Origin of the sequence: Anoxybacillus sp. ST4, assembly GCF_019448545.1 — a bacterium.
In the GTDB taxonomy this organism is placed as follows: Bacteria; Bacillota; Bacilli; order Bacillales; family Anoxybacillaceae; genus Anoxybacillus; species Anoxybacillus pushchinoensis.
On the sequence record NZ_JAHZOE010000022.1, the window covers coordinates 12,665 to 38,829 of the forward strand.

At 41.2% G+C, this 26,165-nt stretch carries 25 protein-coding genes and 1 riboswitch; of the genes, 11 read left to right on the plus strand and 14 right to left on the minus strand.

The genetic code is table 11. The features are described from left to right. The first annotated feature begins 55 nt into the window (after positions 1–55). The 4 genes from K1I44_RS11825 to K1I44_RS11840 all read left to right on the plus strand — a co-directional run bounded on the left by K1I44_RS11825 (position 56) and on the right by K1I44_RS11840 (position 3,295). Positions 56–727: a response regulator transcription factor gene (locus K1I44_RS11825; protein ID WP_219986247.1), complete on the plus strand. Its 672-nt coding sequence runs from the start codon at positions 56–58 to the stop codon at positions 725–727. Further along, entirely contained in the window at positions 717–2,090 is a 1,374-nt protein-coding gene (locus tag K1I44_RS11830; protein ID WP_003399062.1) for a sensor histidine kinase, read from the plus strand. The genes K1I44_RS11825 and K1I44_RS11830 overlap by 11 nt, the downstream gene beginning before the upstream one ends. Positions 2,091–2,169: 79 nt before the next feature. After that, positions 2,170–2,661: a hypothetical protein gene (locus K1I44_RS11835; RefSeq protein ID WP_370627998.1), complete on the plus strand. Its 492-nt coding sequence runs from the start codon at positions 2,170–2,172 to the stop codon at positions 2,659–2,661. A 1-nt stretch (position 2,662) separates the two neighbouring features. Further along, complete coding sequence (locus K1I44_RS11840; protein WP_219986249.1) at positions 2,663–3,295, plus strand: PspA/IM30 family protein; 633 nt, start codon at positions 2,663–2,665, stop codon at positions 3,293–3,295. A 37-nt stretch (positions 3,296–3,332) separates the two neighbouring features. On the opposite strand, the gene K1I44_RS11845 is transcribed toward K1I44_RS11840, so the two are convergent. Both K1I44_RS11845 and K1I44_RS11850 read right to left on the minus strand, forming a co-directional pair. Continuing rightward, on the minus strand, positions 3,333–4,019 hold the full coding sequence (locus K1I44_RS11845; RefSeq protein WP_219986250.1) for a bZIP transcription factor: 687 nt from the start codon (positions 4,017–4,019) through the stop codon (positions 3,333–3,335). A 67-nt stretch (positions 4,020–4,086) separates the two neighbouring features. Further along, entirely contained in the window at positions 4,087–5,595 is a 1,509-nt protein-coding gene (locus K1I44_RS11850) for an HD-GYP domain-containing protein (protein WP_219986251.1), read from the minus strand. 199 nt (positions 5,596–5,794) lie between these two features. Between K1I44_RS11850 and K1I44_RS11855 the strand changes: the two genes are divergently transcribed. Genes K1I44_RS11855 through pstA form a run of 4 tightly spaced genes read left to right on the plus strand, consistent with a single transcriptional unit; the run spans position 5,795 to position 10,305 of the window. Beyond that, complete coding sequence (locus tag K1I44_RS11855) at positions 5,795–7,525, plus strand: stalk domain-containing protein (protein WP_219986252.1); 1,731 nt, start codon at positions 5,795–5,797, stop codon at positions 7,523–7,525. 17 nt (positions 7,526–7,542) lie between these two features. Beyond that, on the plus strand, positions 7,543–8,409 hold the full coding sequence (locus K1I44_RS11860; RefSeq protein WP_219986253.1) for a phosphate ABC transporter substrate-binding protein: 867 nt from the start codon (positions 7,543–7,545) through the stop codon (positions 8,407–8,409). A 60-nt stretch (positions 8,410–8,469) separates the two neighbouring features. Further along, entirely contained in the window at positions 8,470–9,390 is a 921-nt protein-coding gene (gene pstC / locus K1I44_RS11865; RefSeq protein WP_219986254.1) for a phosphate ABC transporter permease subunit PstC, read from the plus strand. A gap of 3 nt (positions 9,391–9,393) precedes the next feature. Further along, positions 9,394–10,305, plus strand: a complete 912-nt coding sequence (gene pstA, locus K1I44_RS11870; protein ID WP_219986255.1) for a phosphate ABC transporter permease PstA — start codon at positions 9,394–9,396, stop codon at positions 10,303–10,305. 15 nt (positions 10,306–10,320) lie between these two features. Here the strand turns inward: pstA and qoxD are convergent, their stop codons facing one another. The 6 genes from qoxD to K1I44_RS11900 all read right to left on the minus strand — a co-directional run bounded on the left by qoxD (position 10,321) and on the right by K1I44_RS11900 (position 16,229). Continuing rightward, complete coding sequence (gene qoxD / locus K1I44_RS11875; RefSeq protein WP_219986256.1) at positions 10,321–10,620, minus strand: cytochrome aa3 quinol oxidase subunit IV; 300 nt, start codon at positions 10,618–10,620, stop codon at positions 10,321–10,323. Continuing rightward, complete coding sequence (gene qoxC / locus K1I44_RS11880) at positions 10,621–11,226, minus strand: cytochrome aa3 quinol oxidase subunit III (protein WP_219986257.1); 606 nt, start codon at positions 11,224–11,226, stop codon at positions 10,621–10,623. After that, entirely contained in the window at positions 11,216–13,192 is a 1,977-nt protein-coding gene (qoxB, locus tag K1I44_RS11885) for a cytochrome aa3 quinol oxidase subunit I (RefSeq protein ID WP_219986258.1), read from the minus strand. Before qoxB ends, qoxC begins: the two co-directional genes overlap by 11 nt. Beyond that, complete coding sequence (gene qoxA / locus K1I44_RS11890; protein WP_219986259.1) at positions 13,182–14,153, minus strand: cytochrome aa3 quinol oxidase subunit II; 972 nt, start codon at positions 14,151–14,153, stop codon at positions 13,182–13,184. Before qoxA ends, qoxB begins: the two co-directional genes overlap by 11 nt. Positions 14,154–14,496: 343 nt before the next feature. After that, entirely contained in the window at positions 14,497–15,846 is a 1,350-nt protein-coding gene (locus K1I44_RS11895) for an aldehyde dehydrogenase (protein ID WP_219986260.1), read from the minus strand. An 80-nt stretch (positions 15,847–15,926) separates the two neighbouring features. Further along, a complete protein-coding gene (locus K1I44_RS11900; RefSeq protein WP_219986261.1) occupies positions 15,927–16,229 on the minus strand; it encodes an ArsR/SmtB family transcription factor in 303 nt (100 codons plus the stop codon). A gap of 365 nt (positions 16,230–16,594) precedes the next feature. Here K1I44_RS11900 and K1I44_RS11905 point away from each other — a divergent pair, with 365 nt between their 5' ends. Beyond that, positions 16,595–17,203 carry a BLOC-1 subunit 2 family protein gene (locus tag K1I44_RS11905; protein WP_219986262.1) on the plus strand — a complete coding sequence of 203 codons (609 nt, stop codon included), beginning with the start codon at positions 16,595–16,597 and terminating at the stop codon, positions 17,201–17,203. Between the two features lie 38 nt (positions 17,204–17,241). Here the strand turns inward: K1I44_RS11905 and gatB are convergent, their stop codons facing one another. The 4 genes from gatB to K1I44_RS11925 form a co-directional block, all read right to left on the minus strand. After that, positions 17,242–18,672 carry an Asp-tRNA(Asn)/Glu-tRNA(Gln) amidotransferase subunit GatB gene (gene gatB / locus K1I44_RS11910; RefSeq protein ID WP_219986263.1) on the minus strand — a complete coding sequence of 477 codons (1,431 nt, stop codon included), beginning with the start codon at positions 18,670–18,672 and terminating at the stop codon, positions 17,242–17,244. A gap of 14 nt (positions 18,673–18,686) precedes the next feature. Further along, the gene (gene gatA, locus K1I44_RS11915) at positions 18,687–20,144 is read right to left on the minus strand and encodes an Asp-tRNA(Asn)/Glu-tRNA(Gln) amidotransferase subunit GatA (protein WP_219986264.1); all 1,458 of its coding nucleotides are present in this window, start codon (positions 20,142–20,144) and stop codon (positions 18,687–18,689) included. 12 nt (positions 20,145–20,156) lie between these two features. After that, entirely contained in the window at positions 20,157–20,447 is a 291-nt protein-coding gene (gene gatC / locus K1I44_RS11920) for an Asp-tRNA(Asn)/Glu-tRNA(Gln) amidotransferase subunit GatC (protein WP_009360719.1), read from the minus strand. A gap of 137 nt (positions 20,448–20,584) precedes the next feature. Further along, positions 20,585–22,039, minus strand: a complete 1,455-nt coding sequence (locus K1I44_RS11925; RefSeq protein WP_219986265.1) for an alanine/glycine:cation symporter family protein — start codon at positions 22,037–22,039, stop codon at positions 20,585–20,587. A 153-nt stretch (positions 22,040–22,192) separates the two neighbouring features. Beyond that, positions 22,193–22,294: riboswitch (purine riboswitch) on the plus strand. A 22-nt stretch (positions 22,295–22,316) separates the two neighbouring features. Here K1I44_RS11925 and ade point away from each other — a divergent pair. Together ade and K1I44_RS11935 are read left to right on the plus strand one after the other, a co-directional pair. Continuing rightward, complete coding sequence (ade, locus tag K1I44_RS11930) at positions 22,317–24,029, plus strand: adenine deaminase (protein ID WP_219986266.1); 1,713 nt, start codon at positions 22,317–22,319, stop codon at positions 24,027–24,029. 41 nt (positions 24,030–24,070) lie between these two features. Further along, a complete protein-coding gene (locus tag K1I44_RS11935; RefSeq protein ID WP_219986267.1) occupies positions 24,071–24,598 on the plus strand; it encodes a hypothetical protein in 528 nt (175 codons plus the stop codon). Positions 24,599–24,680: 82 nt separating this feature from the next. Here the strand turns inward: K1I44_RS11935 and K1I44_RS11940 are convergent, their stop codons facing one another. Both K1I44_RS11940 and K1I44_RS11945 read right to left on the minus strand, forming a co-directional pair. Continuing rightward, the gene (locus tag K1I44_RS11940; RefSeq protein WP_091702601.1) at positions 24,681–24,986 is read right to left on the minus strand and encodes a hypothetical protein; all 306 of its coding nucleotides are present in this window, start codon (positions 24,984–24,986) and stop codon (positions 24,681–24,683) included. 26 nt (positions 24,987–25,012) lie between these two features. Further along, positions 25,013–25,993, minus strand: a complete 981-nt coding sequence (locus K1I44_RS11945; protein ID WP_255573407.1) for a DUF3238 domain-containing protein — start codon at positions 25,991–25,993, stop codon at positions 25,013–25,015. Between the last annotated feature and the right edge of the window lie 172 nt (positions 25,994–26,165).

A 26,165-nucleotide genomic window follows, 5' to 3' on the forward strand; every position in this document is an offset into this window, starting at 1 on the left:
TTTTCACCCATTTTTCATCGACATTTGATATGATGAAAGAAAAAAGGTGATGAAGATGAAAGTTTTGCTTGCAGAAGATGACGTATATTTAGGGGAACTCATCGTCCATTTGTTAAAGAAAAAAGGGATCGAACAAATAGATTGGGTGCAAGAAGGTGAAGATGCCTATGATTATGCCCTTGCTTCGTTTTATGATGTCATCATTTTAGATTGGATGTTGCCAAACGGCGATGGCGTAAGCGTATGTAAACGTTTAAGGAAAAACGGTTACCATGGAGCGATTTTAATGTTAACCGCGAAAGATGCCGTCCAAGATCGTGTTGAAGGATTAGAAGCAGGAGCGGACGATTACTTAGTGAAACCGTTTGAAGTCGATGAGCTCATGGCTCGACTTAAAGCGTTATCGCGGCGCACGTTTGCACCGATTCAAGAAGAAATAATCCGCTGGGGAGCGTTTGAAGTGAATCGGACAAGTCATGCGCTGACGAAAAACGGAAAGCAAATTATATTAACGCCTCGTGAATTTCAACTGCTTGATTTATTATTGCAAAATAAAGGGCGTGTGTTAACGCGTGACATGATTCTTGATCGCATTTGGGGCTATGATGCCGACGTGTCGATGAAAACAATTGATGCAACCGTTAAGTTGCTGCGCAAAAAAATTGGCGATGAACACCAACAACTCATTAAAACGGTGCGTGGGGTGGGGTATACCATTGAAAAATAGCATTCAATCTCTTTTCAGCCATTTTGATATGTTTCGCCGCACACAATGGCGATTAACCGCAACGTATAGCGGTATGTTTATCGCTTTTTTAGCCATTTTTATTGCTGTTGTGTCTTTCCTTATTCATACGGTTATTACAAATGATCAAGAACGACGTATTCGTACGCTTGCTGAACAAGAAGGACAAACTATTCAAAATATGTTGACAGAACAGTCATTGATCGGCTGGCCTACCGATCAAAATGTCATCTTTTTAAGCGAAGATCAACTATTTTTTTACGTCATTGATACACATGGACGATTGATGATGGGAGATGAAGTAAATAAAGGATTGCGTCCACTCCTTCTTTCAACCCTTCAACCGTGGACACCAGAAAAAAACGAATTAAAATATGTAGAGATTCACGTCCCCCATCACCGCCATGAATTAAAACGCTTCCGTGCAGACACATTGAAAATATTAACTGTCGCTCGCCCGGTCATTGTTGAGCGGCAGCTCGTCGGTGTTTTATATGTCGGTATGGATGTGACAAGCATGTTTCGTTTGCTGAAATGGTCTACATTCATTTTATTAGGTCTCGGGGTTCTATTTATTGCGGTGGCCGTCGCTTTTAGTTATTTTATGTCCAAACGAGCGCTCATCCCCATTCAAGATGCTTACAATCGGCAACGTCAATTTGTGGCAGATGCTTCCCATGAGTTGCGCACGCCGCTTAGCGTCATTTTTTCCTCTGTTGAAGCGTTAAAAATGGATACGTCATTAACATCCGATGAATTTAGCCGAAAAACGATCGAACGTCTAGGGGATGAAACGAAACGAATGACAAAGCTCATTAACGATCTTCTCACCTTGGCGCGAACAGACGATGCAAAGCTACAAGTCGAAAGAAAACCGTTTGATTTGCGGGCATGTGCGGAACGTACGCTACAATCGTTACAAGAACTCGCAAGCACAAAACGGATTGCCCTTAATTTTCATGCTCATGAACAAATTGAATTTTTGGGGGACGCCGATAAATGCACGCAACTATTATACATTTTGCTTGATAATGCAATCAAATACACACCGGATGGAGGGACAGTTTCCCTTTCGCTATCCCAACATATAACGAAACAACGGAAGGTTGTCACAATTTCTGTAAGTGACACAGGCATTGGCATTGCCCCTGAACACCTTCCTCGCATTTTTGATCGTTTTTATCGTGCCGATAAAGCACGAACGCGTCAAATTGGTGGGCACGGACTTGGACTTTCCATCGCAAAATGGATTGTCGAAGCACACGATGGAAACATTCAAGTACAGAGCGAAGTGGGAAAAGGAACGACATTCACGATCACTTTTCCGAATGATAAACGTGCGTAAATATGTTGCACGTTTTTTTTCTTTTTCACCTAATTTTCTCTTTTGGCTTGTACAATACAAACTGTAGATCACAAAGGAGGTGGAACAATTGAAAAAGCGGACAATTTTCTTTCTGCTAGGTGGGGTGATCGTTGTCGCTATATTGGCGCACATCGCCACCTATTTGATGCACATCGGTTGGAGCGGACGCATGCCAGGGGCACATATGATGGAAATGGGGAAACACCATCGAGCATTCGGCCATCATGGTCCGCGAATGATGCAACCGCACGGCATGCCGATGTTTGGATGGGCATCTTTACTCATTCAACTCGCTCTCATCATCATCGGATGGGTGATTTGGAAAGCAACGAAAGGCGCTGGTAAATGGATTGGTGGTGCGCTAATGGCAATTGGGCTCGTCGCACTTTTACCGAAAGTGTTGCTCGCCGTCCTAGCGATCATTGCAGCGTACGTTTTATTAAGAGACAAAACGAAGCCTGCACTTGAATTTGAACCGTTTGTCCCACCTATTCAAAACGATAGCTTTTTGGATAAATGGGAAAAAACAATACAAAAGGAGGAAAAGTAATATGGGCATTTTAAAACGCGTCAAACATGTCGTCCTTGCAGACTTGCATGACATGATCGACAAGTGCGAAGATCCGATTCGCATGACAAAACAATACATTCGTGAGCTAGAAGAACAAATTGAAAAAGCGCAACAAGCACTTGCACAACAGTTTATGTTGGAGCAAAAGTACGAACGTCTTATCGCGGATGCGAATGAAATGATTGAAAAGCGGGCTCGCCAAGCAAAGTTAGCTGTTGAAAAAAATGAAGAGCCAATCGCAAAAATAGCTCTTCAAGAAAAAATCGCCTATGAAAAAAAATTAGAGCTATATACGCAACAATACAACACATTGAAAGAAAAAACAACCGTTTTAACGGAAAAAGTAAAACAACTATACGAAACATATGAGCAACTGAAAGTGAAACAAATGCAGTTAATGACGCGTTTTTATGTTGCTGAGACAATGAAACAAATCGATGAATCGATCGCATCTTTCCGTTATGATCATGTCGTCAAAGGTTTTGCGCGCATGGAGGAAAAAGTGATGTTTCTTGAAGCGGAAGCAAAAGCTCGCTCGGTCATGCAAATGATTCCCCCTCAATCGTTTGATGCGGAAGTCGAGCAACAATTGAAACAATTAAAAAAGGAATAATATAAAAGGTGTCCGCGGTTGGACACCTTTTATACGTCTATGTCGTCCATTCATCATGAATGATTCCAACAAGCTTCCATTGACCGTTTTCTTGTTCAAAAACAAGGCGCAAACTTCGCCAATCCATGCCGTTATATTGCGGGTCAAAACCTGTAAAGTGAAACTCAATGAATGAACTGTTCGAATATACTTGTTGAATATTGTTAATCATATTCCCTGTTCCAACGACGACGTTATTTCCGATCATATGTGGATTCGCAAAGTCTACATCATAGACGAAGCGATCAAAATAATCTTGAAAAGTGAGCTGAATCGGGTCACCTGAACCGTCATATACGCCCCACTGATACACTTGTGTCGAAGATAAAAGGGAAGGAAGTTGAGAAGCAGAAAATTGCAAATCGTTTTGAACGTCGACATGTCCATATGGACTAAAGCGCACACCATTGGAGTGAACATAAGAAGCGAGTGCATTCATATCTTTATTTTTTAAGGCGGTCACAGCATCTAACGCAACAGATAAAAGAGAAGAAGAAAGGACTTGTTTTTCTTCGGTTTTTAATTGCTCGTTTTCTTTTTGAAGCTGCTTATTTTTTTCTTGCAGTTGTTCAATTTCCAATTGTTGTTTTTCAATTGTTTGTTCTAACTGTTTCATATTCGATTGGTCTTGCTGGTTCGTACACCCTGCAAGCAAAATAATAAAGCTAATAACGACCCGTTTCACCGTCTCACATCCCTTTTTCTTTTAGTATATCACCTACACAAAAAAATAGATGCCTGCATTTCGGCATCTAGCTCACTTTTTCTTGTTCTCTTTCTTTCAAAAACGCAATGAAACAGTCGACCATTTGGGCATCCCATTGCGTTCCTCGACCATCTAATAAAATCGACATCGCTTTTTCTACGTTCATTCCCTTTCGATATGGGCGGTCAGATGTCATCGCATCAAACGCATCAGCCACCGCAATAATGCGACCAAATAACGGAATGTTCTCTCCCTCTAATCCATCTGGATACCCTTTACCGTCTAACCGTTCATGATGAGAACGAATGCCTGGAAGCAAATCCTCTACTTCCTCAATCGGCTGCACTTGTCGAATGATGTTTTCACCGAGCACCGGATGTTTTTTAATCCACGCGAATTCTTCATCCGTTAATTTCCCGTCTTTTAATAAAATATGATCAGGAATACCGATTTTCCCAATGTCATGCAAAATAGCAGAACGATATAAACGAACAAGCTGTTCAACTGTCATTCCTAAGCGCTTTCCAATTTCTACAGCATATACAGCAACGCGCTGTGAATGACCTGCCGTATACTCATCGCGCGCATCAAGCGCTGTCGTCATAACCGAAATGAAACTATTTAATAATTGCTTATTTTTCTCATCACGTTCAACAATCGCATCAATCATATGATTAAACCCGTTTGTTAGCTGTGAAAATTCATCAATATATACGTTATCGCACATGAGTTCATACTCTTTTCTTTGTACACGGCTCATGTATTGAAGCAAATCTTCAATGCTTCGCTCCACATCTTCTGATAAAACACGCGCTGCAAATAAAGAAAACATAATCGAAATAACTAATACGACAATCGTCCACGTCCAATAACCCGAGAACGTATTTTTTCCTTCCGCAAAAAGCTTTACTTCTGTCGCTAATACAAACAATAATACAGGGAAAACACCGATGAACAATACACTTATACCAATTTTTAGTTTCATTGGAACATATACGACGTTTGTCGCTCGAATAGCTTCATCGAACCCGTTCTCCCTTCCGATTCGCATCATCTCTTGAATGAGCGGGCGCATCGTGCGCAACGTTAAAAAAAACTCAATCATTGCGTGAAGCATCGCTATCAACAACGCACCGCATAAGGCATAAACAACGTACATATATGGAATGCGAAGCACGTCGATCCAAATGAGTGAAACAGTCAGTGCAACAGCTGGAACGGAAAGTCCTAAAAAGTGCGGGAGAGCGATCCGCCTCACTGTCAGCAACGGAAAACGCTTTGCCCGGACAAGCGCCCAATAAAACTGTTCTTCTGCCACTTTCGCCTCATAAAAAACAGAGCGAATGGGGGCGATATCTTTTTGGAAGGCACGATATTCAATAAATAGCATGATACAAAACGAAAAAAATTGAATGAGCAATAACATAAGCAAATCTACTTGCCGAATGTTTAAAGCCATCACCATTAACGTGCTACCAACACCAATCACTGCTAAAATCGAACCAATAGTGTAATTAACAAACAACTTTCTCAACGTTTCCTCATACGTACGCAAACCCGTCCCTCCTCCCTGTTCTTTTTTTATTATAACAAGAATAATAGAAAATACGAGACGATCCTTTCTTTACACACAATTCATAAAAATTCTGAAAAAATAAACATAATATTTACAAATTATACAAAACGATTAAACTACATTAACATTTCCCTTCTATAATTACCCTTGTTGATATATGAACCTAGGAGGGAAAAACATGTCCGCTAAAAAAGTGCTCGCACACACGCTGATTGCATCAGCCGTTCTCGCCTCGCCGCTTATTCCGAGAACAGAATGGAGCGTTGAAGCAAAAGTCGTTCAAAAACAAACTGTTCAAAAAACAAATTGGAGCGTAAACGGAACGGTAATGCCTATTTCCGCCACGACGGTTTCGGGTGGGAACTGGATCGTATCCGCTTCTGAGCTTTCTAAATTGCTAGGAGCTACATATTCTTACGACAAAAAAACGAAAACGTATAAGATGACGAAGAAAGGGACAGTTGTTCAAGTCAAAGTAAATGACAAAGTTGCTGTAATGAACGGAAAAAAGGTGACGATGAACGTTGCACCTCAATTGATAAACAACATCTTATATGTCCCAGCTGTAGCTGTTGTTCAGGCGTTCGGAGGTCAGTTGCAAACAAATGCTAGCCCTATTCTTCTTTCTACAAACGGGAATATAAAAACAAACAAGGTGTCTGTTTCAGTTGACGGACAAGCAACCCAATTACATGCGATAACAGTCGATCAAAAAACTCTTTATTCTCTGTCTGATCTCGCCAAAACATTTGGCGTGGCGATGAATGTTGATGGAAAATCGAAAACTATTACATTAAGCGGAAAAGGAAAGAAAGCTACTTTTCTTCTTCATCAACCAGGTTCGTCTGTCGTCAAAGTAAACGGCAACTTTTATGCTGACTTACATGGCGCAGTGACAAAATTAGGTGGAGAAATGGAAAAAGGCGCTACTTTATTTATTGCAACGAACGGCTTTTTAAAAGGCTTAAACTTTAACCCTCAATGGTTGAGCAATGAATATGTCACCATTACAAATGAAAACGATGAACCTGTGTCAAAAGTTGTTCACATCCCTTCTCGCAAAGTTATAGCAACTATTTTAAACGGAGATCTCTCTTTATCTCCTGATAGAAAAAAAGGCGCATATGTCGATGATAACGGACAGTTATTTATTGTTGATTTAGCTACAAAAAAAGCAACTGCACTCGGTACGGATGACGATGTAAAAGTCGAGCTGACATGGGCACCAGACGGATCATCAATTTACTTTTTCAAAGGAAATAACAGCGATGTCATCGCATCAATCAACGTGCAAACTGGAGAAATAACAAAAATTGTTGATGATAAAGTGAAATACAAATCTGATCTTCGTCTATCGGCAGACGGTACAAAACTAATGTATACAGCCGCAAAGGAAGCGAAAGCAAACTACACGGATGAATCGAAAACAGAAATCGACACAATCGATACAACGGGCACAGAACCACAACTGTATGTCGTTGATTTAACGTCACAGCAAAAAACGCCAACAGCTGTGACAGCAGATACAAATAACAAAACATTTTCTTTCTTCGCTGGTGATGCGATCGTCTATTTAAGCGCAAATTCAGATGATGAGAGTGAACTTCCCGTATTAAAAGCGATTGTTGGTGGGCAAGAGAAAAACATGGCAACAACGATGAATATTACTTACGTTGCTACAAAAGGAAATATCGTGTTTGTGTTAGTAGAAGAGAAAAACGGATCGTACTCGATCTATCGTGCGACAGCGCCACAGGCACAGTGGACACGCATATTTAACACAAAAACAACAATAACAGCGATTGCCCCTTCTCCATTCGGTAGTGAAATAGCCGTCACCGTTCCAACAGATGAAGGAGAAAAGATCGCTGTTCTAATAAATAACAAACTTATCGACATAACAAAATAATAAAGAGGTGGAAAAAAGTGAAGTCATTGTTTAAAAAATTATCTTTTGTCGCATTATCGTCCGCTTTATTATTCGGCTCTTCTCTTGGTTTAACAGAAAAAGCAGAAGCTGCACAAGCAACAGGAAAAGTGGTTGTTGCTGGTTCGTCTGCATTGCTTCCGTTAACGCAACAGGCAGCAAAAGAATTTAAAAAAGCGAATCCAAAAGTATCGATCTCTGTTTCAGGTACAGCGTCTATTGTTGGTCCGCAATCCGTTTCTAAAGGATCCGCAACGATCGGGGCTTGTGACTGGGATGCGACAAAGCCAGTACCTGGATTTAACGCGTTCAAAGGCTTGAAAGCTTATCCGATCGCGGTCATTCCTTTTGCAACGATCGTTCATAAAAGCAATCCTGTGAAAAACTTAACGACAAAACAACTGCAAGATATTTTCGCTGGTAAAATTACAAACTGGAAAGAAGTTGGCGGAAAAGATGAGCCGATTATCGTAATTAACCGCGTACACGGATCTGGAACGCGCGTCAACTATCAAATGAAGGCGTTAAAAGGGTCATCATTTATGACAAAAGGAGAAAATTACAAAGAAGTGCAGTCAAACGGTAACATGATTCAAGCCGTTGCTACAACTCCAAATGCGATCGGTTACACAGACCTTGCTTATATTAAAGGGGACATTAAAGCGGTAGCATACAACGGTATCGAGCCAACGGTTCAAAACGTAACGAGCGGGAAATACCCTGTTTGGGGATACGGATACTTGTTAACAAAAGGGGAAGCTACTGGAGCGAACAAAGCGTTTATCCAATATATTCAAAGCAAAAAATTCCAACAAGGCTCATTAAAAAAATTGAAATTTATTCCAATTACAGCGATGAAAAAATAATGATTTAGCCTCCTTTTATGAGGGGGCTTCTTTTATATAGATCCAAAGGAGGCAATTGACATGGCACTGCCTGCATCAGAAGTTCGCACGCAACACGAACAACAAAAGAAAAAACACTGGTCGATGAAATATATGAAAAATAAGCTATTCGGCTATGTTTGTTTATCTAGCGCATTATTTCTCGGCATCGCTCTGTTTTCAATCGTCATTTTCATTAGCCAGACAGGTTTTCTCGTATTTAAAGACGTATCGTGGAAAGAGTTCTTTTTCTCTGCTACATGGGAGCCGTATGAAGGAAAATATGGAGCGGCAGTATTTATTGCCGGCACACTATATTTAACTTTCTTAACATTACTCATTTCTACTCCAATTGCATTAGCTGTTGCTATTTTTATTGCCGAAATCGCACCGAGTTGGCTAAAAAACGTAATGCGTCCTATGCTTGACTTGCTCGTTGGCATTCCATCTATCGTGTACGGCTACTTAGGTTTAACTATTTTGTTGCCTTTCATTCGAGAAAAAACAGGAGCACTCGTAGGGGATGGATTTTTGGCAGCCGCACTTGTGTTAACGTTGATGATTTTGCCAACGATTACTCGTATTTCTGATGATGCCATTTGTGCCGTTCCAAACTATTTACGCGAAGCTGGTTACGCCCTCGGGAGCACAAAGTTACAAGTCATTTCTCGTATCGTCCTTCCTGCTGCTCGTTCAGGTATTTTTACAGCGATCATTTTAGGCATGACGCGAGCGATTGGGGAAACGATGGCTGTCGTTATGGTCATTGGAAATACCGCTCAATTCGGTTGGGACTTAATCACCCCAACATCCGTTTTAACAAGTAATATCGTCATGCAAATTATTAACGTGGAATTCCATTCTACGTGGAACTACGCCCTTTACATGATGGCATTTTTGTTATTGTTTATTTCACTCGTTTTGATCGTTATTATTCGCAAACTTCGTCCAAAAGGGGAGTAACACATGAAAGACTCGTTATTTCATCACCATCGTAAAGCGATCACAAGCGCCATGTACAAAAATCGTCTGTTTCACATTTTCGTTACCATCGTTACCGTAACGACGTTTCTGTTCATTATCGCGCTACTATATACGATTTTAGGGAAAGGTTTGCCAAAACTATCGGTGGACTTCTTGTTAAAATTGCCTGATGAATTGGAAGCTGGCGGTGGAATCGGCCCGTTTTTATTCAACTCTTTTTACGTTCTTATTTTATCTTTACTCTTATCTTTACCTATTGGCATCGGAGCTGGTATTTTTCTTTCAGAATATGCACCGAACAATCGTTTTACGGAATTTGTGCGCACATGCATTGAAGGCTTAGCCTCTGTTCCTTCCATCGTCTTCGGTTTGTTCGGATACGTGTTGTTTGTTGAGTATGTTGGCATCGGTTTAACGATCATCGGTGCTGCAATCACACTTGCGTTATTAAACCTACCTGTACTCGCCCGCGTCACAGAAGAAGCTATTCAAGCCGTACCGAAAGACATTCGCGAAGCATCGCTCGCCCTCGGAGCAACGAAATCGCAAACGGTGTTGAAAGTTGTACTGCCCGCTGCATTAAACGGTATTTTAACCGGCATTAGCCTCGTCGCGTGTCGCGCCTTTGGTGAATCTGCCATCATTATTTTGGCAGGCGGAACATCGACATCAGGATTTATGTGGGATTTTAACTTGCTATCGCAAGGTGGGACGCTTCCTGTTCATTTATGGTATGTACAATCCGAAGCGCTTGTCCCAGACGCAAAAGAAATTGCGGAGAAATCAGCAGCCATTCTCGTTCTTATCGTTCTCATCATCAGCTTTACAGTTCGTCTGCCAATATGGATACAAACGCTCGTAACAAAATTAAAAGCAACCCCTCGCAAAAGTTAAGCGAGGGGTTGTGTTTTAATGCGCCGCATGACCAGATGTTAACACCCAAATCGATCCTGCGACAATGACAATCGCGACGAACACCGCATATGCCATATTAATGACGTTCGTTTTTCCGTCTTCTCCTTCTGTTACGTGCATAAACATAAATAGTTGCAGTCCGGCTTGAATGACCGCGAGCGAGCCGATGATCCACATCACAATGGTATACGATACGTTCATTTTCAACGCAACAAACACGGCGACAAACGTTAAAACTAACGAGAACAAAAATCCAACAACGTGACTAATGGGATATTTGCTTTTATGTTCCATTTACGCCACCATCCCTTTTAAATAGACGAACGTAAAAATAAAGATCCAAACGACATCAAGGAAATGCCAATATAAGCTAATAATAAACATTTTTCTTGCCGTAACTGGCGTCAAACCGCGTTGAAGGAGTTGGATAATGAGCATAATCGCCCAAATAATTCCAAAAGTCACATGCGCTCCGTGCGTGCCGAGCAGCACGAAAAAGCTTGATAGAAACGCACTCGTTTGCATCGTTGCTCCTTCATGCACGTAATGAATAAACTCGCGAATTTCCATAAATAAAAATCCTGCCCCTAATAAAAGGGTGATAATAAACCAAGCGAGCAGTTTTTTCATATCGCGTTGTCGCATGAAAAAGACAGCTAGCCCACACGTGAAGCTACTCGTCAACAACAACAAAGTTTCGATCAGGACATCGTTTAGCTTAAAAATATCGCTTGGTGTTGGGCCACCGGCATAGCGGTGACCTAATACACCATAGACGGCAAACAACGTCGCAAATAGCACAATTTCTGCCCCGAGAAAAATCCAAAAACCTAAAATATTTAAACGGTTTTGTTCCGTTTGATATTCGAGTGGAAGCGAATGATTGACGTTAGCCGACATGGTTTTCCGTCCCCCCTTCTACATTTCTCCACGTACGCTCTATTTGTTTAATCTCATCAACGCTTACATAATAGCCATCATTATAATCAAATGAACGAATGACAAGCCCGATGACAATACCAATCGCCGCAACAGCTGCTGCGATGTGCGCTTCAAAGACGAGGAAGAAACCTGTAATCCCAAACACGACCGCCATATAAAACGGCAAGCCTGAGTTGCTCGGCATATGAATTTTTTTGATGTCGCTTTCTTTCAACGTAAGTGTTTCACCACGTTTTTTCATATGCCAAAACGCATCTAATTGCTTCACTTCTGGAACGATCGCAAAGTTATAAAATTGCACTGGCGATGCAGTCATCCATTCAAGCGTGCGCGCATCCCATGGATCGTGGGAAACATTGCGCTTCGCATAACGGAAGCTCCAATAAATGTTATAACAAAATACCGCAAAACCGATCGCTAAAATAATGGAACCGATCGCAGATACGAGAAACAGCGGCGCAAATCCTGATTCTGCTGAATACGTATACGCGCGACGAACCGCTCCTTTTAAGCCAAGGAAAAACATCGGCATAAATGTGACGTTAAATCCGATGACAAACATCCAGAAGTGATATTTGCCAAGCTTTTCGTTTAACATAAAGCCGAACATTTTTGGCCACCAATAATACAATCCTGCAAACACCGCAAACACGACGCCTGGAATTAATACGTAATGGAAGTGCGCGACTAAAAATAGCGTATTGTGATATTGATAGTCCGCAGCCGCCATCGCTAGCATAACCCCTGTCACTCCGCCGATAACGAAGTTTGGCACGAAAGCGAGTGCCCATAACATGGCTGTTGTAAATTGAATGCGTCCTTTTCGCATCGTAAACAGCCAGTTAAAAATTTTCACCCCTGTCGGAACAGCGATGAGCATCGTTGTAATCGAGAAAAACGAGTTTACTGCAGGGCCTGCATCCATCGTGTAAAAATGGTGCACCCATACGATCATACTTAAAAACGCAATACCAACGATGGAAATAACCATAGACTTATATCCATATAACGTTTTACGTGAAAACGTCGCAATGACTTCTGAGAAAATACCGAACGCCGGCAAAATGACGATATACACTTCAGGATGCCCCCAAAGCCAGAACAAGTTTGCCCAAAGCATATCGCTTCCACCTGAAGAAAGCGTAAAGAAATGCGTTCCGTACAAACGGTCAAACGTCATTAACGCTAAGGCAACTGTAAAAATCGGGAATGCTGCGACGATAATGATTGATGTAATGAATGTTGTCCATGTAAACATCGGCATTTTCATCAACGTCATGCCCGGTGCACGCATTTTTAAAATCGTAACAATAAAATTAATCCCGGTCATTAACGTCCCAAGACCTGCAATTTGCAGCGCAATGGCATAGTAGTTATTTCCGATTCCTGGGCTAAATTCTTTTCCAGCAAGAGGAAAATATGACGTCCATCCTGCATCCGGCGAACCGCCGACAACGAACGAAATGTTGAATAACATCGCCCCGCTAAAAAATAGCCAAAAGCTAAGTGCGTTCAACTGCGGAAACGCCACATCGCGCGCTCCAATTTGTAAAGGAACGACGACGTTCATTAAACCGATCAAAAACGGCATCGCCATAAACAAAATCATAATGACGCCATGCGTTGTAAAAATTTCATTGTAATGTTGTGCATCTAAAAAGTTCATTTCTGGTCGGGCCGTTTGCGCCTTCATTAACAATCCATCCATCCCGCCACGGAAAAACATGAGTACACCTGATAAAATGTACATAATCCCAATTTTTTTATGGTCAACTGTCGTAAGCCATTCGCGCCATAACCAACCCCATTTTTTAAAGTACGTTAACCCAACGACAATCGCAACGACAGTCAATACAATCGCAATTTGTGAACCGACAAGAAGCGGGTCTCCTCCAACAAATATTTCATTCCACTTAATGCCCATGATGTTCACCTCCGCTATCACTCTCTAAAGCATTTTGTTCCTCATCGTTACAAGTTGATGAGTTTTTGTAGTTATCTTCACGAATAAAAATTTTCCCTTGATATCCATGCCCGCGATATAATTCTGGATTTGTGTACGTTTTCGAGTGCGGATCAGCATGGTTTACCCATTGTAAATGCGTATCGACAAACGTTAATCGTCCTAAATGTGTTGGCAACAACAATTGTTCATATTTTTCTTTCGTTAGTTTCGGTGCCGTTTGTTTCACTTCTTGCACCCATTTTTCAAACTCTTGTGGCGTTTGCGCTAACACTTCAAACTGCATATGCGCATACCCTCGTCCGTTAAAGTTTGTATTCCGCCCTTCATACGAGCCCGGACGATCTGCAACGACATACAATTCCGTCTCCATTTTGTTCATCGTATATTTTTGTCCAGCTAGCGCCGGTACCCAAAACGACTGCATCGTGGACGCAGAAGTCATTTTAAATAGCACAAGGCGACCTGCTGGAATATTGACGTAGTTTACTGTTTCAATATTTTGTTCAGGGTAGCTAAAAATCCATTTCCAATCGGCTGATGTTACATGAATAACAAGTGGATCTTGATCTTCGTACCCTTTCGGAGGCTTTTCTAAATCATATAACGTTCTCACCGTTGGGATCGTTAGTGCAATGACGATCAAAATCGGAATAACCGTCCATACAATTTCAAGCACCGTACTACCGTGCTCTTCAGGTGGCTCCTCCCCTTGCCGTTCAGGTCGATCCCGATATTTCCATACGATGTAAGCAAACAAGGCAAATACAACGACAACAACGAGAAGCATCCACCAAATCGACCAGTTAATCAGTTCTGTAATGCTTCGTGCAGCTGGTCCTTGCGGCTGAAACACAACCATCTCACAGCCGCCAAGAAGCGGAAGCAATCCCGCTATAACTAGGGCAAACAAACGCTTCATCTGTCTTCACCTCAACAAAATTGTGATTCATTGAACAAAGAAACAAATACAAAACGAACAAATTTAATTAACTTTGTAGTATTAACACTATTGAAATGATTTTAACATGTATTGTAAAAATAATTGTGACGAAAAAAGGAAGGAAGAAAATGCATCGAGGAAAAATAAGCAGCAAATTGATTGACAAAAAGAAAAACACTTTTCTCAATCTCAAAAAATGAGCGAGAAAAGCGTTATCTTTTATATAATACATGGAAATAAAAAAAGAAATAGGTTTTTCACTCGAAAAATCGTCACATTTTCGTTAAATTTTTTTCGAAATTTGTTCAAAAATAAAACCCGCCTATTTCAGCAACTTCCGCACCCATTTAAGCGCATGTGGGAAGTTTGGGTAACGTAAAGGGATATCAAATTTTGTCGTTTGCTTGAGAACACTTTTATAATGCGTAAATGCATCAAAACTTGCTTTTCCGTGATATGCACCGATGCCACTTTGTCCAACACCACCAAACGGTAAATGAGGATTGGCAACATGCATAACCGTATCGTTTATACATCCCCCACCGAAATGAACTTGCTGTAATATTTGTTGTTGTACGTCGCGATCTTCTGTAAACAAATAAAGCGCAAGCGGCTTTTCGTAGTCGTTGATCATTTGAATGGCTTCATCAATCGTTTCAAACGTGAGAATGGGCAAGATAGGGCCGAAAATTTCTTCTTGCATCACGTCATCATCCCATGTTATATCATCAAGCAATGTCGGTTCAATCCAACGTTGCTCAATGTCGTATGCTCCACCGTGTACAACTTTACCGTTTGCTAAGAAGCGAACGAGCCGTTCTGTATGCCGCACCGTCACTATACGACTGTACGTATTTTTATCACTGTACAATTGCTCAATATACCGCTTCATTCGCTCAATAAGCAACGATTTAACAGACGCATGCACGAGCACATAATCAGGCGCAATGCACGTTTGCCCAGCATTTAAAAACTTCCCCCATACGATCCGCTTAGCAGCTAAGTCGAGATGGGCAGGAGCATCGACGATCGCTGGACTTTTCCCACCAAGTTCTAATGTGACAGGCGTCAAATGTTTTGCAGCAGCAGCCATGACGATTTTCCCGACCGGCACACTTCCCGTGAAAAAAATATGATCAAAAGGCAAGTGAAGTAGCTTTTGACTAACGTCTACACCTCCCTCTACCACAGCAACATATTCCTCTGAAAACGCCTCAGAAACAATCGTTTTCAGCAAAGACGACGTCTCTGGTGTATATTCAGATGGCTTGACAATCGCACAATTTCCTGCGGCGATCGCTCCGATTAACGGACTTATCGCGAGCTGAAATGGATAATTCCATGGCGCAATAATTAAACTGACACCGTATGGCTCTGGATATATGTAACTTTTTGAACCAAAGTGTGTCAATGGCTTCGGTACACGTTGCGGCTTCATCCAATCGCTTAGACGTTTCATTACAAACCGAATCTCTTCATAAACGATGCCAATTTCCGTCGTATACGCTTCAAACGGGGATTTATGCAGCTCTTTTTTTAACGTGTCCGTAACGGCCTGTTCATACTTTTTTATTGTCTCTTTCAAACGTGTTAATTGCTTTAAGCGAAACTCAAGAGAAAGTGTTTCGCCTGTTTGAAAATAATGCTTTTGTTTTTGAAGTAGCTGCTCCATATTTCTCACCCTCATCACACCTATTTTTCAAATGTTTAAAAACTTAAACATATAAAATGAAAAATTCGGCCTTTAGTTATCTAAAGGCACTCATTTTCTATAGCTTGAATTAAGTCTTTTAACAATTCAACGGCCTTTTCAATAGACAAAACATAATATCGCAATGTCCCTTTTTGCTCTACTGACACTAGTCCTTGATCGCGCAAAATTTTTAAATGATGCGAAATCGCTGGACGGGATAAACTTGACCGTTCTGTAATTTCATTGACTGTCAGCTTATCGTGTTCTGCAAGCAGCAATACAATATCTTGACGGTGAGGATCGCTTAACGCTTGAAATAACGGTATGCACGATCGAAACACCTCGATCGCTTTTTGTCCCATTCCTCTCTTCCTTTCTTTTGTTTAAAAGTTTAAACATTTGATAAAATCATCATATTCTCTTTTTCCCTGTTTGTCAACTCTCCTTTGTCTCCTCAACTGTTCCAAAATTACCTTTTAGTCTCCTACTTTTTTCCGCCACAACATTTCTTGTTTTACTAGCTGTAAAATCATGAAGCGTTACAATAATCAGCTTCAATCACTACTTATTTCCTCTACTTCTTGTCACCCATTCGCCAGCCGTTCTCTACTAAAACATCATTGAGAAAATGTGCTCATCTATAAGCAGCTTGCCTAAAAAATGAAAATGTTCGCTAGTCATCCGTTGTCGATTCGTGTAAAATGGAAACGAAAAGGAGGTGAATGACATGGTGGAACAGTTGCTTTACGAAATTCTTCACGAAGTAAAAGCAACACGAGAAAAAGTCGAATCGCTAGAAAAACGAGTGGAAGCAGTCGAGAAAAAGGTGGAATCCATTGAAAAAGAAGTATCTTCCTTACGCAAACAAGTTCAAGTACTAGACGAAAAAGTGCAAGCAATCGATGGGAAAGTACAAGTACTCGATGAAAAAGTTCAAGCGATCGATGGGAAAGTGCAAACACTCGACGGAAAAGTCCAAGCGCTAGACGAGAAAGTGCAAACACTCGACGGAAAAGTTCAAGCGCTAGACGAGAAAGTGCAAACACTCGACGGAAAAGTCCAAGCGCTAGACGAGAAAGTACAGCTACTTGACGAACGAACACTCGAAACAAAAACGATTTGTGAAGCGATTCGTCACGGTCAAGAGGTGCTTGCCGCAAAATACGATGCACTCGCACTCGATGTCCACAACATACAAGGAAACATCACCCGCTTAACCAACATGTTAGAAGAGAAAGTACTCCCTGCCCTCACCGACCACGAATCGAGCATCCAAGTATTAAACAATCGTGTATTTAAAGTAGAAAGCACCTTGCAAAAGCTTGTTCATCTGTAAGAAAAGCGGCATTGTCCGATGGCAATGCCGCTTTTTCATTATCGTTTATTTATCTCTTCAAGCAATAGTTTATTCACAAGCGGTGGGTTTGCTTGTCCTTTCGTTGCTTTCATAATTTGACCGACTAAGAAGCCAATTGCACGGTCTTTTCCGTTTTTAAAGTCTTCAATCGATTGTGGATTCGCATCGAGCACTTCCAATACGATTTTGCGTAGCGTTGCTTCGTCAGAAATTTGCACAAGACCTTGTTGTTTGACGATTTGCTCTGGATCGCCACCTTTTTCCACGAGTTCTTTAAAGATTTTCTTCGCAATTTTTGACGAAATCGTACCGTTTTGAATGAGTTTAATCATGCTTGCTAAGCTTTCTGGCGTTAAAGCAATGTCATGCAATTCTTTTTGTTCTGCGTTTAAATATGCAGATACTTCAACCATCAGCCAGTTCGATGCAAGCTTCGGATCCGCTCCATTCGCAACCGTTGCTTCGAAAAAGTCTGCCATTTCTTTTGTCAACGTTAATACTTTCGCATCGTACTCTGGCAAACCAAGTTCCTCAATGTACCGTTTTTTCCGTGCGTCAGGAAGCTCTGGAATCGACGCACGCACGCGTTCTTTCCATTCATCGTCAATATAAAGCATGACTAAATCTGGTTCTGGGAAGTAGCGATAGTCTTCTGAACCTTCTTTCGTGCGCATTAAAACCGTTGTTTTCGTCGCTTCATCGAAACGGCGCGTTTCTTGCTGGATGACGCCACCAGACAACAAAATTTTCTCTTGACGCTTCGCTTCGTACTCAAGTCCTTGGCGAACGAAGTTAAACGAGTTCAAGTTTTTCAATTCTGTTTTTGTGCCAAATTTGTCCGAACCGATTGGACGAAGAGAAATGTTCGCATCACAACGAAGCGAACCTTCTTCCATTTTACAGTCGGATACGCCTGTATATTGAATAATTGATTTTAATTTTTCTAAGTACGCATACGCTTCCTCTGGCGAGCGAATGTCCGGTTCCGATACGATTTCAATAAGCGGTGTGCCTTGACGGTTAAAGTCAACTAACGAATAACCGTCCCCTGTATGCGTCAGCTTTCCTGCATCTTCTTCTAAGTGAATGCGCGTAATGCCGATTTTTTTCTTTTTGCCGTTCACTTCAATTTCAATCCAGCCGTTTTTACCGATTGGTTGGTCGTATTGTGAAATTTGGTACGCCTTCGGATTGTCTGGATAAAAGTAGTTTTTTCGGTCAAATTTCGTTTCTGTCGCGATTTCGCAGTTTAACGCCATCGCTGCCTTCATCGCATATTCGACCGCTTGTTTATTCAGCACCGGAAGAACGCCTGGATACCCTAAGTCAATGACGCTCGTTTGTGTATTTGGGGGCGCTCCAAACGCGTTTGGACTGCTTGAAAAAATTTTCGATTTCGTTTTTAGCTCCACGTGCACTTCAAGTCCGATGACAATTTCAAAATTCATCACTCATTCCCCCCTTACAACGTTGGTTTTTGTTTATGATAATCTGTTGCTTGTTCGAACGCATGTGCCACACGATAAATTGTGCTTTCATCAAAATGTTTGCCGATAATTTGCAGACCGACTGGCAAGCCGTTGACAAATCCGCACGGAATCGAAATGCCCGGAACGCCGGCAAGGTTGACTGGAATCGTTAAAATATCGTTTGCGTACATCGTTAACGGGTCGCTCGTTTTTTCACCAATTTTAAACGCTGGCGTCGGTGTTGTCGGCCCGATAATGACGTCATATTTTTCAAAGACATTTTCAAAGTCTTGTTTAATGAGCGTACGTACTTTTTGAGCTTTTTTGTAATATGCATCATAATAGCCGGAGCTTAACGCAAACGTTCCGAGCATAATACGGCGTTTCACTTCGTTGCCAAATCCTTCGCTACGCGTTTGCTTGTACATTTCCATTAAGTTTTTCGCATTGTCTGTTCGGTAGCCATAACGTACACCGTCAAAGCGAGCAAGGTTTGCCGATGCCTCAGAAGATGCTAACAAGTAGTACGTCGCAAGCGCATATTTTGAATGAGGAAGCGATACTTCTTCCCACGTAGCACCTAAGCTTTCTAATACTTTAAGTGCTTGGAGAACGGATTGACGAACTTCTTCTGATACTCCCTCACCTAAATATTCTTTTGGTACGGCAATTTTTAACCCTTTAATGTCACCTGTTAAGGCAGAAACGTAATCTGGCACTTCAACATTCGCTGATGTAGAATCCATCGGATCTAAACCAGAAATGACTTGTAGTAAGTACGCATTATCTTCCACGGTGCGTGTAATCGGGCCGATTTGGTCAAGCGAGGACGCAAATGCGACAAGCCCATAGCGCGATACGCGTCCGTATGTCGGTTTTAAACCGACGACGCCACAAAATGCGGCTGGTTGACGAATCGAACCACCTGTATCAGATCCGAGCGCAAACGGCACTTCTCCTGCCGCTACTGCTGCCGCGGAACCACCGCTTGAACCGCCCGGTACACGTTCTAAATCCCACGGGTTGCGCGTAAGTTGAAACCCAGAGTTTTCTGTCGACGATCCCATCGCAAACTCGTCCATGTTTAACTTGCCGACCGTTACAGCATCTGCTTGATGTAAACGTTCCACGACCGTTGCATCGTAAATCGGATCGAAGTTGTATAAAATTTTACTCGCACACGTTGTGCGAAGCCCTTTCGTCACAATGTTATCTTTAATGCCGATTGGCATCCCAAAAAGCAATCCAACCTCTTTTTCAGTTGTGAGTTTTTCATCTAGCTCCTTCGCTTTCGCACGAGCTTGTTCTTCGTTTAACGTCAAAAACGCTTGTACTTTTTCTTCTACGTCATGAATACGCTTAAACGATTCATCTACTAAATCCGAGACAGAAATTTCTTTTTTATGTAACAAGTGATGCAACTCACTTACACGATAATCAAACAATGACATGTTCTTCCCTCCTTACTCTAAAATAGCCGGGACACGGAATTGCCCGTCTTGGTGGTCTGGTGCATTTTTCAATACGTCTTCTAGCGGAAGTCCAGCTGTTGGTACATCTTCACGCATCACATTTTTCATATTCAACACGTGCGACGTTGGCGGAACGTTTTCTGTATCTAGCTCGTTTAACTGCTCCGCAAACGTAATAATCGCATCTAATTGCTTCGCAAACATCGCTGCTTCTTCTTCTGTAATTGCTAAACGCGCTAAATGCGCCACATGCTTGACTTGTTCGATTGAAATTCGTGACATATGTTTCACCTCCGATATTGTCGACCTTTCACAATACTATGATGATACCAAACTTTCGCGCAGTGAAGCAACATTTGCCATTCATTTTGTTTTTCGATAAACAAAATCGAGATGCCCAACTGGACATCTCGATCATATTATGATACGCGCTCTTCATCCCGTTTGAAATCATGCACCCAATAATCAGCGTTCTTTATACCTAGTTTCGTTGGATCAAATACAGGATCGAGTCCTTTTGCTTTTTGATCTTCATAATCTTTTAACGCTTGAAGCGCTGGTTTCGCCAAAATAAGAATAGCAATTAAATTGAGCCAAACCATGACACCTAAACCGACATCGCCAAGTGCCCACGCTAAATCTGCTGTTTTGACTGCCCCGTAAAACGTTGCGATTAAAAGCATAATTTTTAATCCTGTCATCAACCACGTGCTATTTTTTCCACGCATCAAATATGCAACGTTCGTCTCGGCAATGTAGTAATACGCCATAATCGTTGTAAATGCAAAGAAAAATAATGCGACTGCTACAAAAGAGGCACCAAAGCCCGGTAAAATCGTTTCAATTGCTGCCTGCGTATAACCAGGACCTGGATTTACACCTTTTACATTTTCAACAATAAATCCGCCATCTTTACCAACAGTATTATACATTCCTGTGAATAAAATCATAAAAGCGGTAGCTGAACAAACGAGAAGTGTATCAATATATACAGAGAACGCTTGAACAAGTCCTTGTTTCGCTGGATGCGATACTTCAGCGGCAGCTGCTGCATGCGGTCCTGTTCCTTGACCCGCTTCGTTCGAATAAATGCCGCGCTTTACTCCCCACGAAATCGCCATTCCTAAAATACCACCGAACGCAGAATCAAATCCTAATGCACTTTTCACGATCAATGCAAATACCGCAGGCAGTTGTGTAATATTCGCCGCAACGATGACGAGCGCAAGCAAAATATACGCAAGTGCCATAAACGGAACGACGTATTGCGCAACTGTTGCAATTCGTTTGACACCACCAAAAATAATTGCGCCAAGCAAAGCAGCAAGCAAAATACCTGTTAATGTCGGACTTAAACCGAAAGCATTATTTAACCCTGTCGCAATCGAGTTTGATTGAATACCCGGCATAAGCAGTCCGACTGCGATAATGGATGAAATCGCAAACAATACTGCATACCACTTCCAACCGATACCTTTTTCAATGTAGTAAGCCGGTCCACCACGATACTGTCCATCTTGCTTTACTTTATAAATTTGTGCTAATGTTGACTCAATAAAGGCACTTGATGCACCAATAAATGCAATCATCCACATCCAAAACACAGCGCCTGGTCCACCAAAAGCGATCGCTGTCGCCGTTCCGGCAATATTACCGGTTCCCACCCGCCCAGAAAGAGCGATGGATAATGCTTGGAACGAAGAAACACCAGCGTCTGAACTTTTTCCTTGAAACATTAGTTTAATCATGTCTTTAAAATGACGCACTTGTAAAAATCGGGTAATAATAGAAAATAAAAGACCGACCCCAAGGCAAAAATAAATCATAACAGGGCTCCATAATAAGTCGTTCAGAAAGCTAACAACATTCTCCAAAACAATCATCTCCTTTCTCATATTAAAATATTTCACTTTTCAAACTTGTTAGAATTATATAACAAAATATTTTCATGAAACAATATAAATTTTTATCGTTTATTCGACATAAATCAAGCATTGACGAGAGAACAAATAACGTTGTAGAATGAAAAAAATTTTTGAAAAACAACTCGTATAATTTCGGAAATATGGTCCGAAAGTTTCTACCAAACGACCGTAAATCGTTTGACTACGAGGATTGCTCCTCGTATCGAGTTGGGGAGGAGGAACATATATGAAAGAGCTTGCTGTTGCATCAAAAAGGCAACGCGCTGACATTGTCATTAAAAACGGAAAAATTGTGGACGTTTTTACACATAACATAATAGAAGGAGATATCGCCATCGTTGATGGAAAAATCGTCGGTATCGGTGCGTATGACGGCCATACAATCATTGATGCAAAAGGAAAATACGTTTGCCCCGGGCTCATTGACGGTCACGTCCATATTGAATCATCGCTAGTCACACCGAGCGAATTTGCACGCGTCGTCGTTCCACACGGCGTCACAACCGTCATTACCGATCCGCACGAAATTGCCAACGTCTTAGGAACAAAAGGCATTGAATTTATGCTAAACGATTCGAATAACATTCCGCTTGATGTATATGTCATGTTGCCATCGTGCGTACCTGCAACCGATTTTGAACATGCTGGGGCAACGCTTCACGCCGAACATTTAGCGCCGTTTTTTTCCCATCCACGCGTGCTTGGACTTGCGGAAGTAATGGACTATTCATCGCTTTTAGAAGGAAAGCAACATATGCTTGCGAAATTAAACGAAGCCTATGAAGCAAATAAACTGATCGACGGCCATTTAGCTGGTCTGGATGAAACAGCCGTAAACGTGTATCGTAGCGCAAATGTTCATACCGACCATGAATGTGTCACAATAGACGAAGCGATCGCCCGCATTCAACGAGGCATGTACGTATTAATTCGGGAAGGTTCGGTCGCAAAAGATTTAAACAAACTACTCCCTGCTGTCAATACATATAACGCACGCCGCTTTTTATTTTGTACGGACGATAAACATATTGACGAGCTTGTCACCGAAGGGAGCATTGATCATCATATTCGCCTAGCGATTCAAGCAGGCATGGAGCCGATAACAGCGATTCAAATGGCAACATTACATGCGGCAGAATGTTATCGCCTATATACGAAAGGTGCGATCGCTCCCGGGTACGATGCAGACTTTTTGTTTGTAGAAGATTTGCATGCATTTTCTATTACACACGTCTACAAAAAAGGGAAACTTGTTGCTCAAAACGGGCGAGCGACATTTTCGGTAGAACAAACTAGTTCAATTGACAAAGCCATTACGCAATCTATTCATGCGAAAGAAATAACGAAACAACATATACAAATCCCATTTCTTCATGGGAATAAAGCGAATGTTATTCAAATTATTCCAAACCATTTACATACAAAGCGACTCGTGACAGAAGTTCATGTAGTAGACGGCGTGTTTCAACCGTCGATCGAACGGGATTTATTAAAGCTCGTTGTCGTCGAACGTCACCGCAGTCTCGGTGTTGGAGTCGGCATTGTCAACGGCTTTCAATTGAAAAAAGGAGCGATCGCCTCATCGATTGCCCACGACTCGCATAACATCATCGCCACAGGAACGAACGATGATGATATAATCGCTGCGATTGAACATATAAAAAGCATAAACGGTGGGCTCGCCGTAGTGGAAAATGGCCTTGTGTTGGCAGACTTGCCGCTTGAAATTGGAGGACTGATGACAGCAAGAACGTATGAAGAAGTGCTAGAGCGGCTACAAACAATTCACAATGCTTTAACAACCATTGGAGCATCAGAACAATTTAACCCATTTATTACACTTGCCTTTCTAGCATTGCCAGTTATTCCAGAGCTGAAATTAACCGACCAAGGCTTATTTGACGTTTCAACGCTTCAATTTATCAATGTGGAAGTATAGGGGGATTTTTTATCCCCTTTTTTGTCGAATGATGTTATAATATGGTTATGTGTAAAGGAGGTGAGAAAATGAGCGAGCAATTATTGGAGAAAATTTTACACGTCGTCACAGACATACAAAAAGAATTGCACGACATTCGCGAAGAGCAACGATCTATTCGCGAAGAGCAAAAGCTTATTCGTCAAGAACAACAAGCTATTCGTCAAGAACAACAAGCTATTCGTCAAGAACAACAAGCTATTCGTCAAGAACAACAAGCCATTCGCGAAGAACAACAGGCACTAAAAAATGGGCAAAAAGAGCTTTACGATCTTATGAACGCCCTTCTCCATCGCCAAGACGAAACGGACGCGAAACTCGAGGCTTTAACGATGGATGTCCATCATATGCGCGGTGAAATGGCGGCCATGAAGCAAGAAATCCACGCACTGCATGAAAAAGTTGATTCCCACTACGAACAATTCAATGAACGTCTCAACAATCTCCAACTTGACGTTGATTTCACCGTCCATAAAACAACAATGACTGAGCGTGAACTTTTCAAAATGAGAAATCGGTTGTTTTCATAGAGAGGGCATTTCCCTCTCTATGAAATTCGATTTATATACTTCTTTCATTTAAAGGTAACATCACTTCCAGAAATGAATGAAATTACATGATTCTCCGCCCCACATAATATCCCAATGCTCCTATATAAATTGAAGCTACAAGAACACAAGAAGGATAAAAAGGAAGCGTCGTAATCGTTGCGATCCCTAAAACAACAGCCCCATCCCATTTAAATCCCCATTTTTCATCGATAAAAAAAATGAGCGCCTCTGTTACCGCACATATAAACGGAACAGCTAGTACTGCAATTGGAAAAATGGCAATAAAGAAAGAAAAACCGCTAAATAATGAGAACGAAAGGGCAAACATGACAAACGACAACAAAACTCCTATTAAAAATTTTTTCACTTATACTATCCCCTTTTAATATAAAATTACTTACTCACTGCGATTTTCTTATTGGGGTACGAAGGGAATAAATATTTGACATTTGTACCTGCAGCATCAGGATTAAATTGATACAGAGTTTTCCATGTTCCCCCATTATCCGATCTATAAATTTCATGCCAAGGATACTGGTCATGACTACCATTGATATAAGTAACTCCACTTTTTTGAATATTTAAACTATAGCTGTAATCAATATTCGGTGGGACATCCATGAGAAACGGCAATCCAACAGAATGGGAAATTTGAAATTGTGCTTCACTGGATGTAATCCATTCCTTTACAGCCGTTATACCTGATGTCCCAGCATTTTTTCTTGCCAATTCCGTTGAACCACATGTGCCATTATCATTTTTATTATAGCGAATAGAATCGCTTGTGTATTTTGAAAATCCATAAGTCCTATCTTGCCAATAAATCGAGAGATCGACTCGAGTACGATAAGTGCTAGCAGAAGCAGAAAAGTCACGATTGTCTCCCCCATAGCAGTAACTATCTAGTGCGGATATTTTAGCGGGCTTAATAAATGTTGTATTGCGGTAAGAAGTTACAGGTTCAACTGCGAGTGTTGAAAATGACTGGGAGAATTCCTCAAAACGCATATTACGCTTATCAATTACTTGCTTTGCAGATATTAGGATGACATGATTTTTTTCGTCTTCAACTACTTTGTCTTTTTCTTTATCGAATTTTTTTACTTTTTCTATGCCTTCAATGATATACATATATTCTCGACCAAATGATACATTAAAGTCTTTAAACTCACTTTGTGAAACAACAACCATTGGCTTTCCATCACGATAAACCGTATAACTTTGAACATTTGGAATATCCGACCAATCAATTTTTATCATTCTTTCATTAAAAAACATATCTACTTTCACACTATCATTTGATAGAGGATGCAATGTATTTGTGATAACATTCATCTTGGTCAATAACTGCTCATCTTTATCAAATGCAGCCAAAACATACTCATACATTTCACCCGATGTTAGGTTCTTATGAATAAACGTAACTATTCAGCCACATCATAAAGTGAGCTGAATATTTTTTGCTTTTCCTGTCTATGATGTGAATATTGATAGACAAGGAGGTGAATCACATGTTGACGGTACAACAAGCTGTATTTACAGTTGA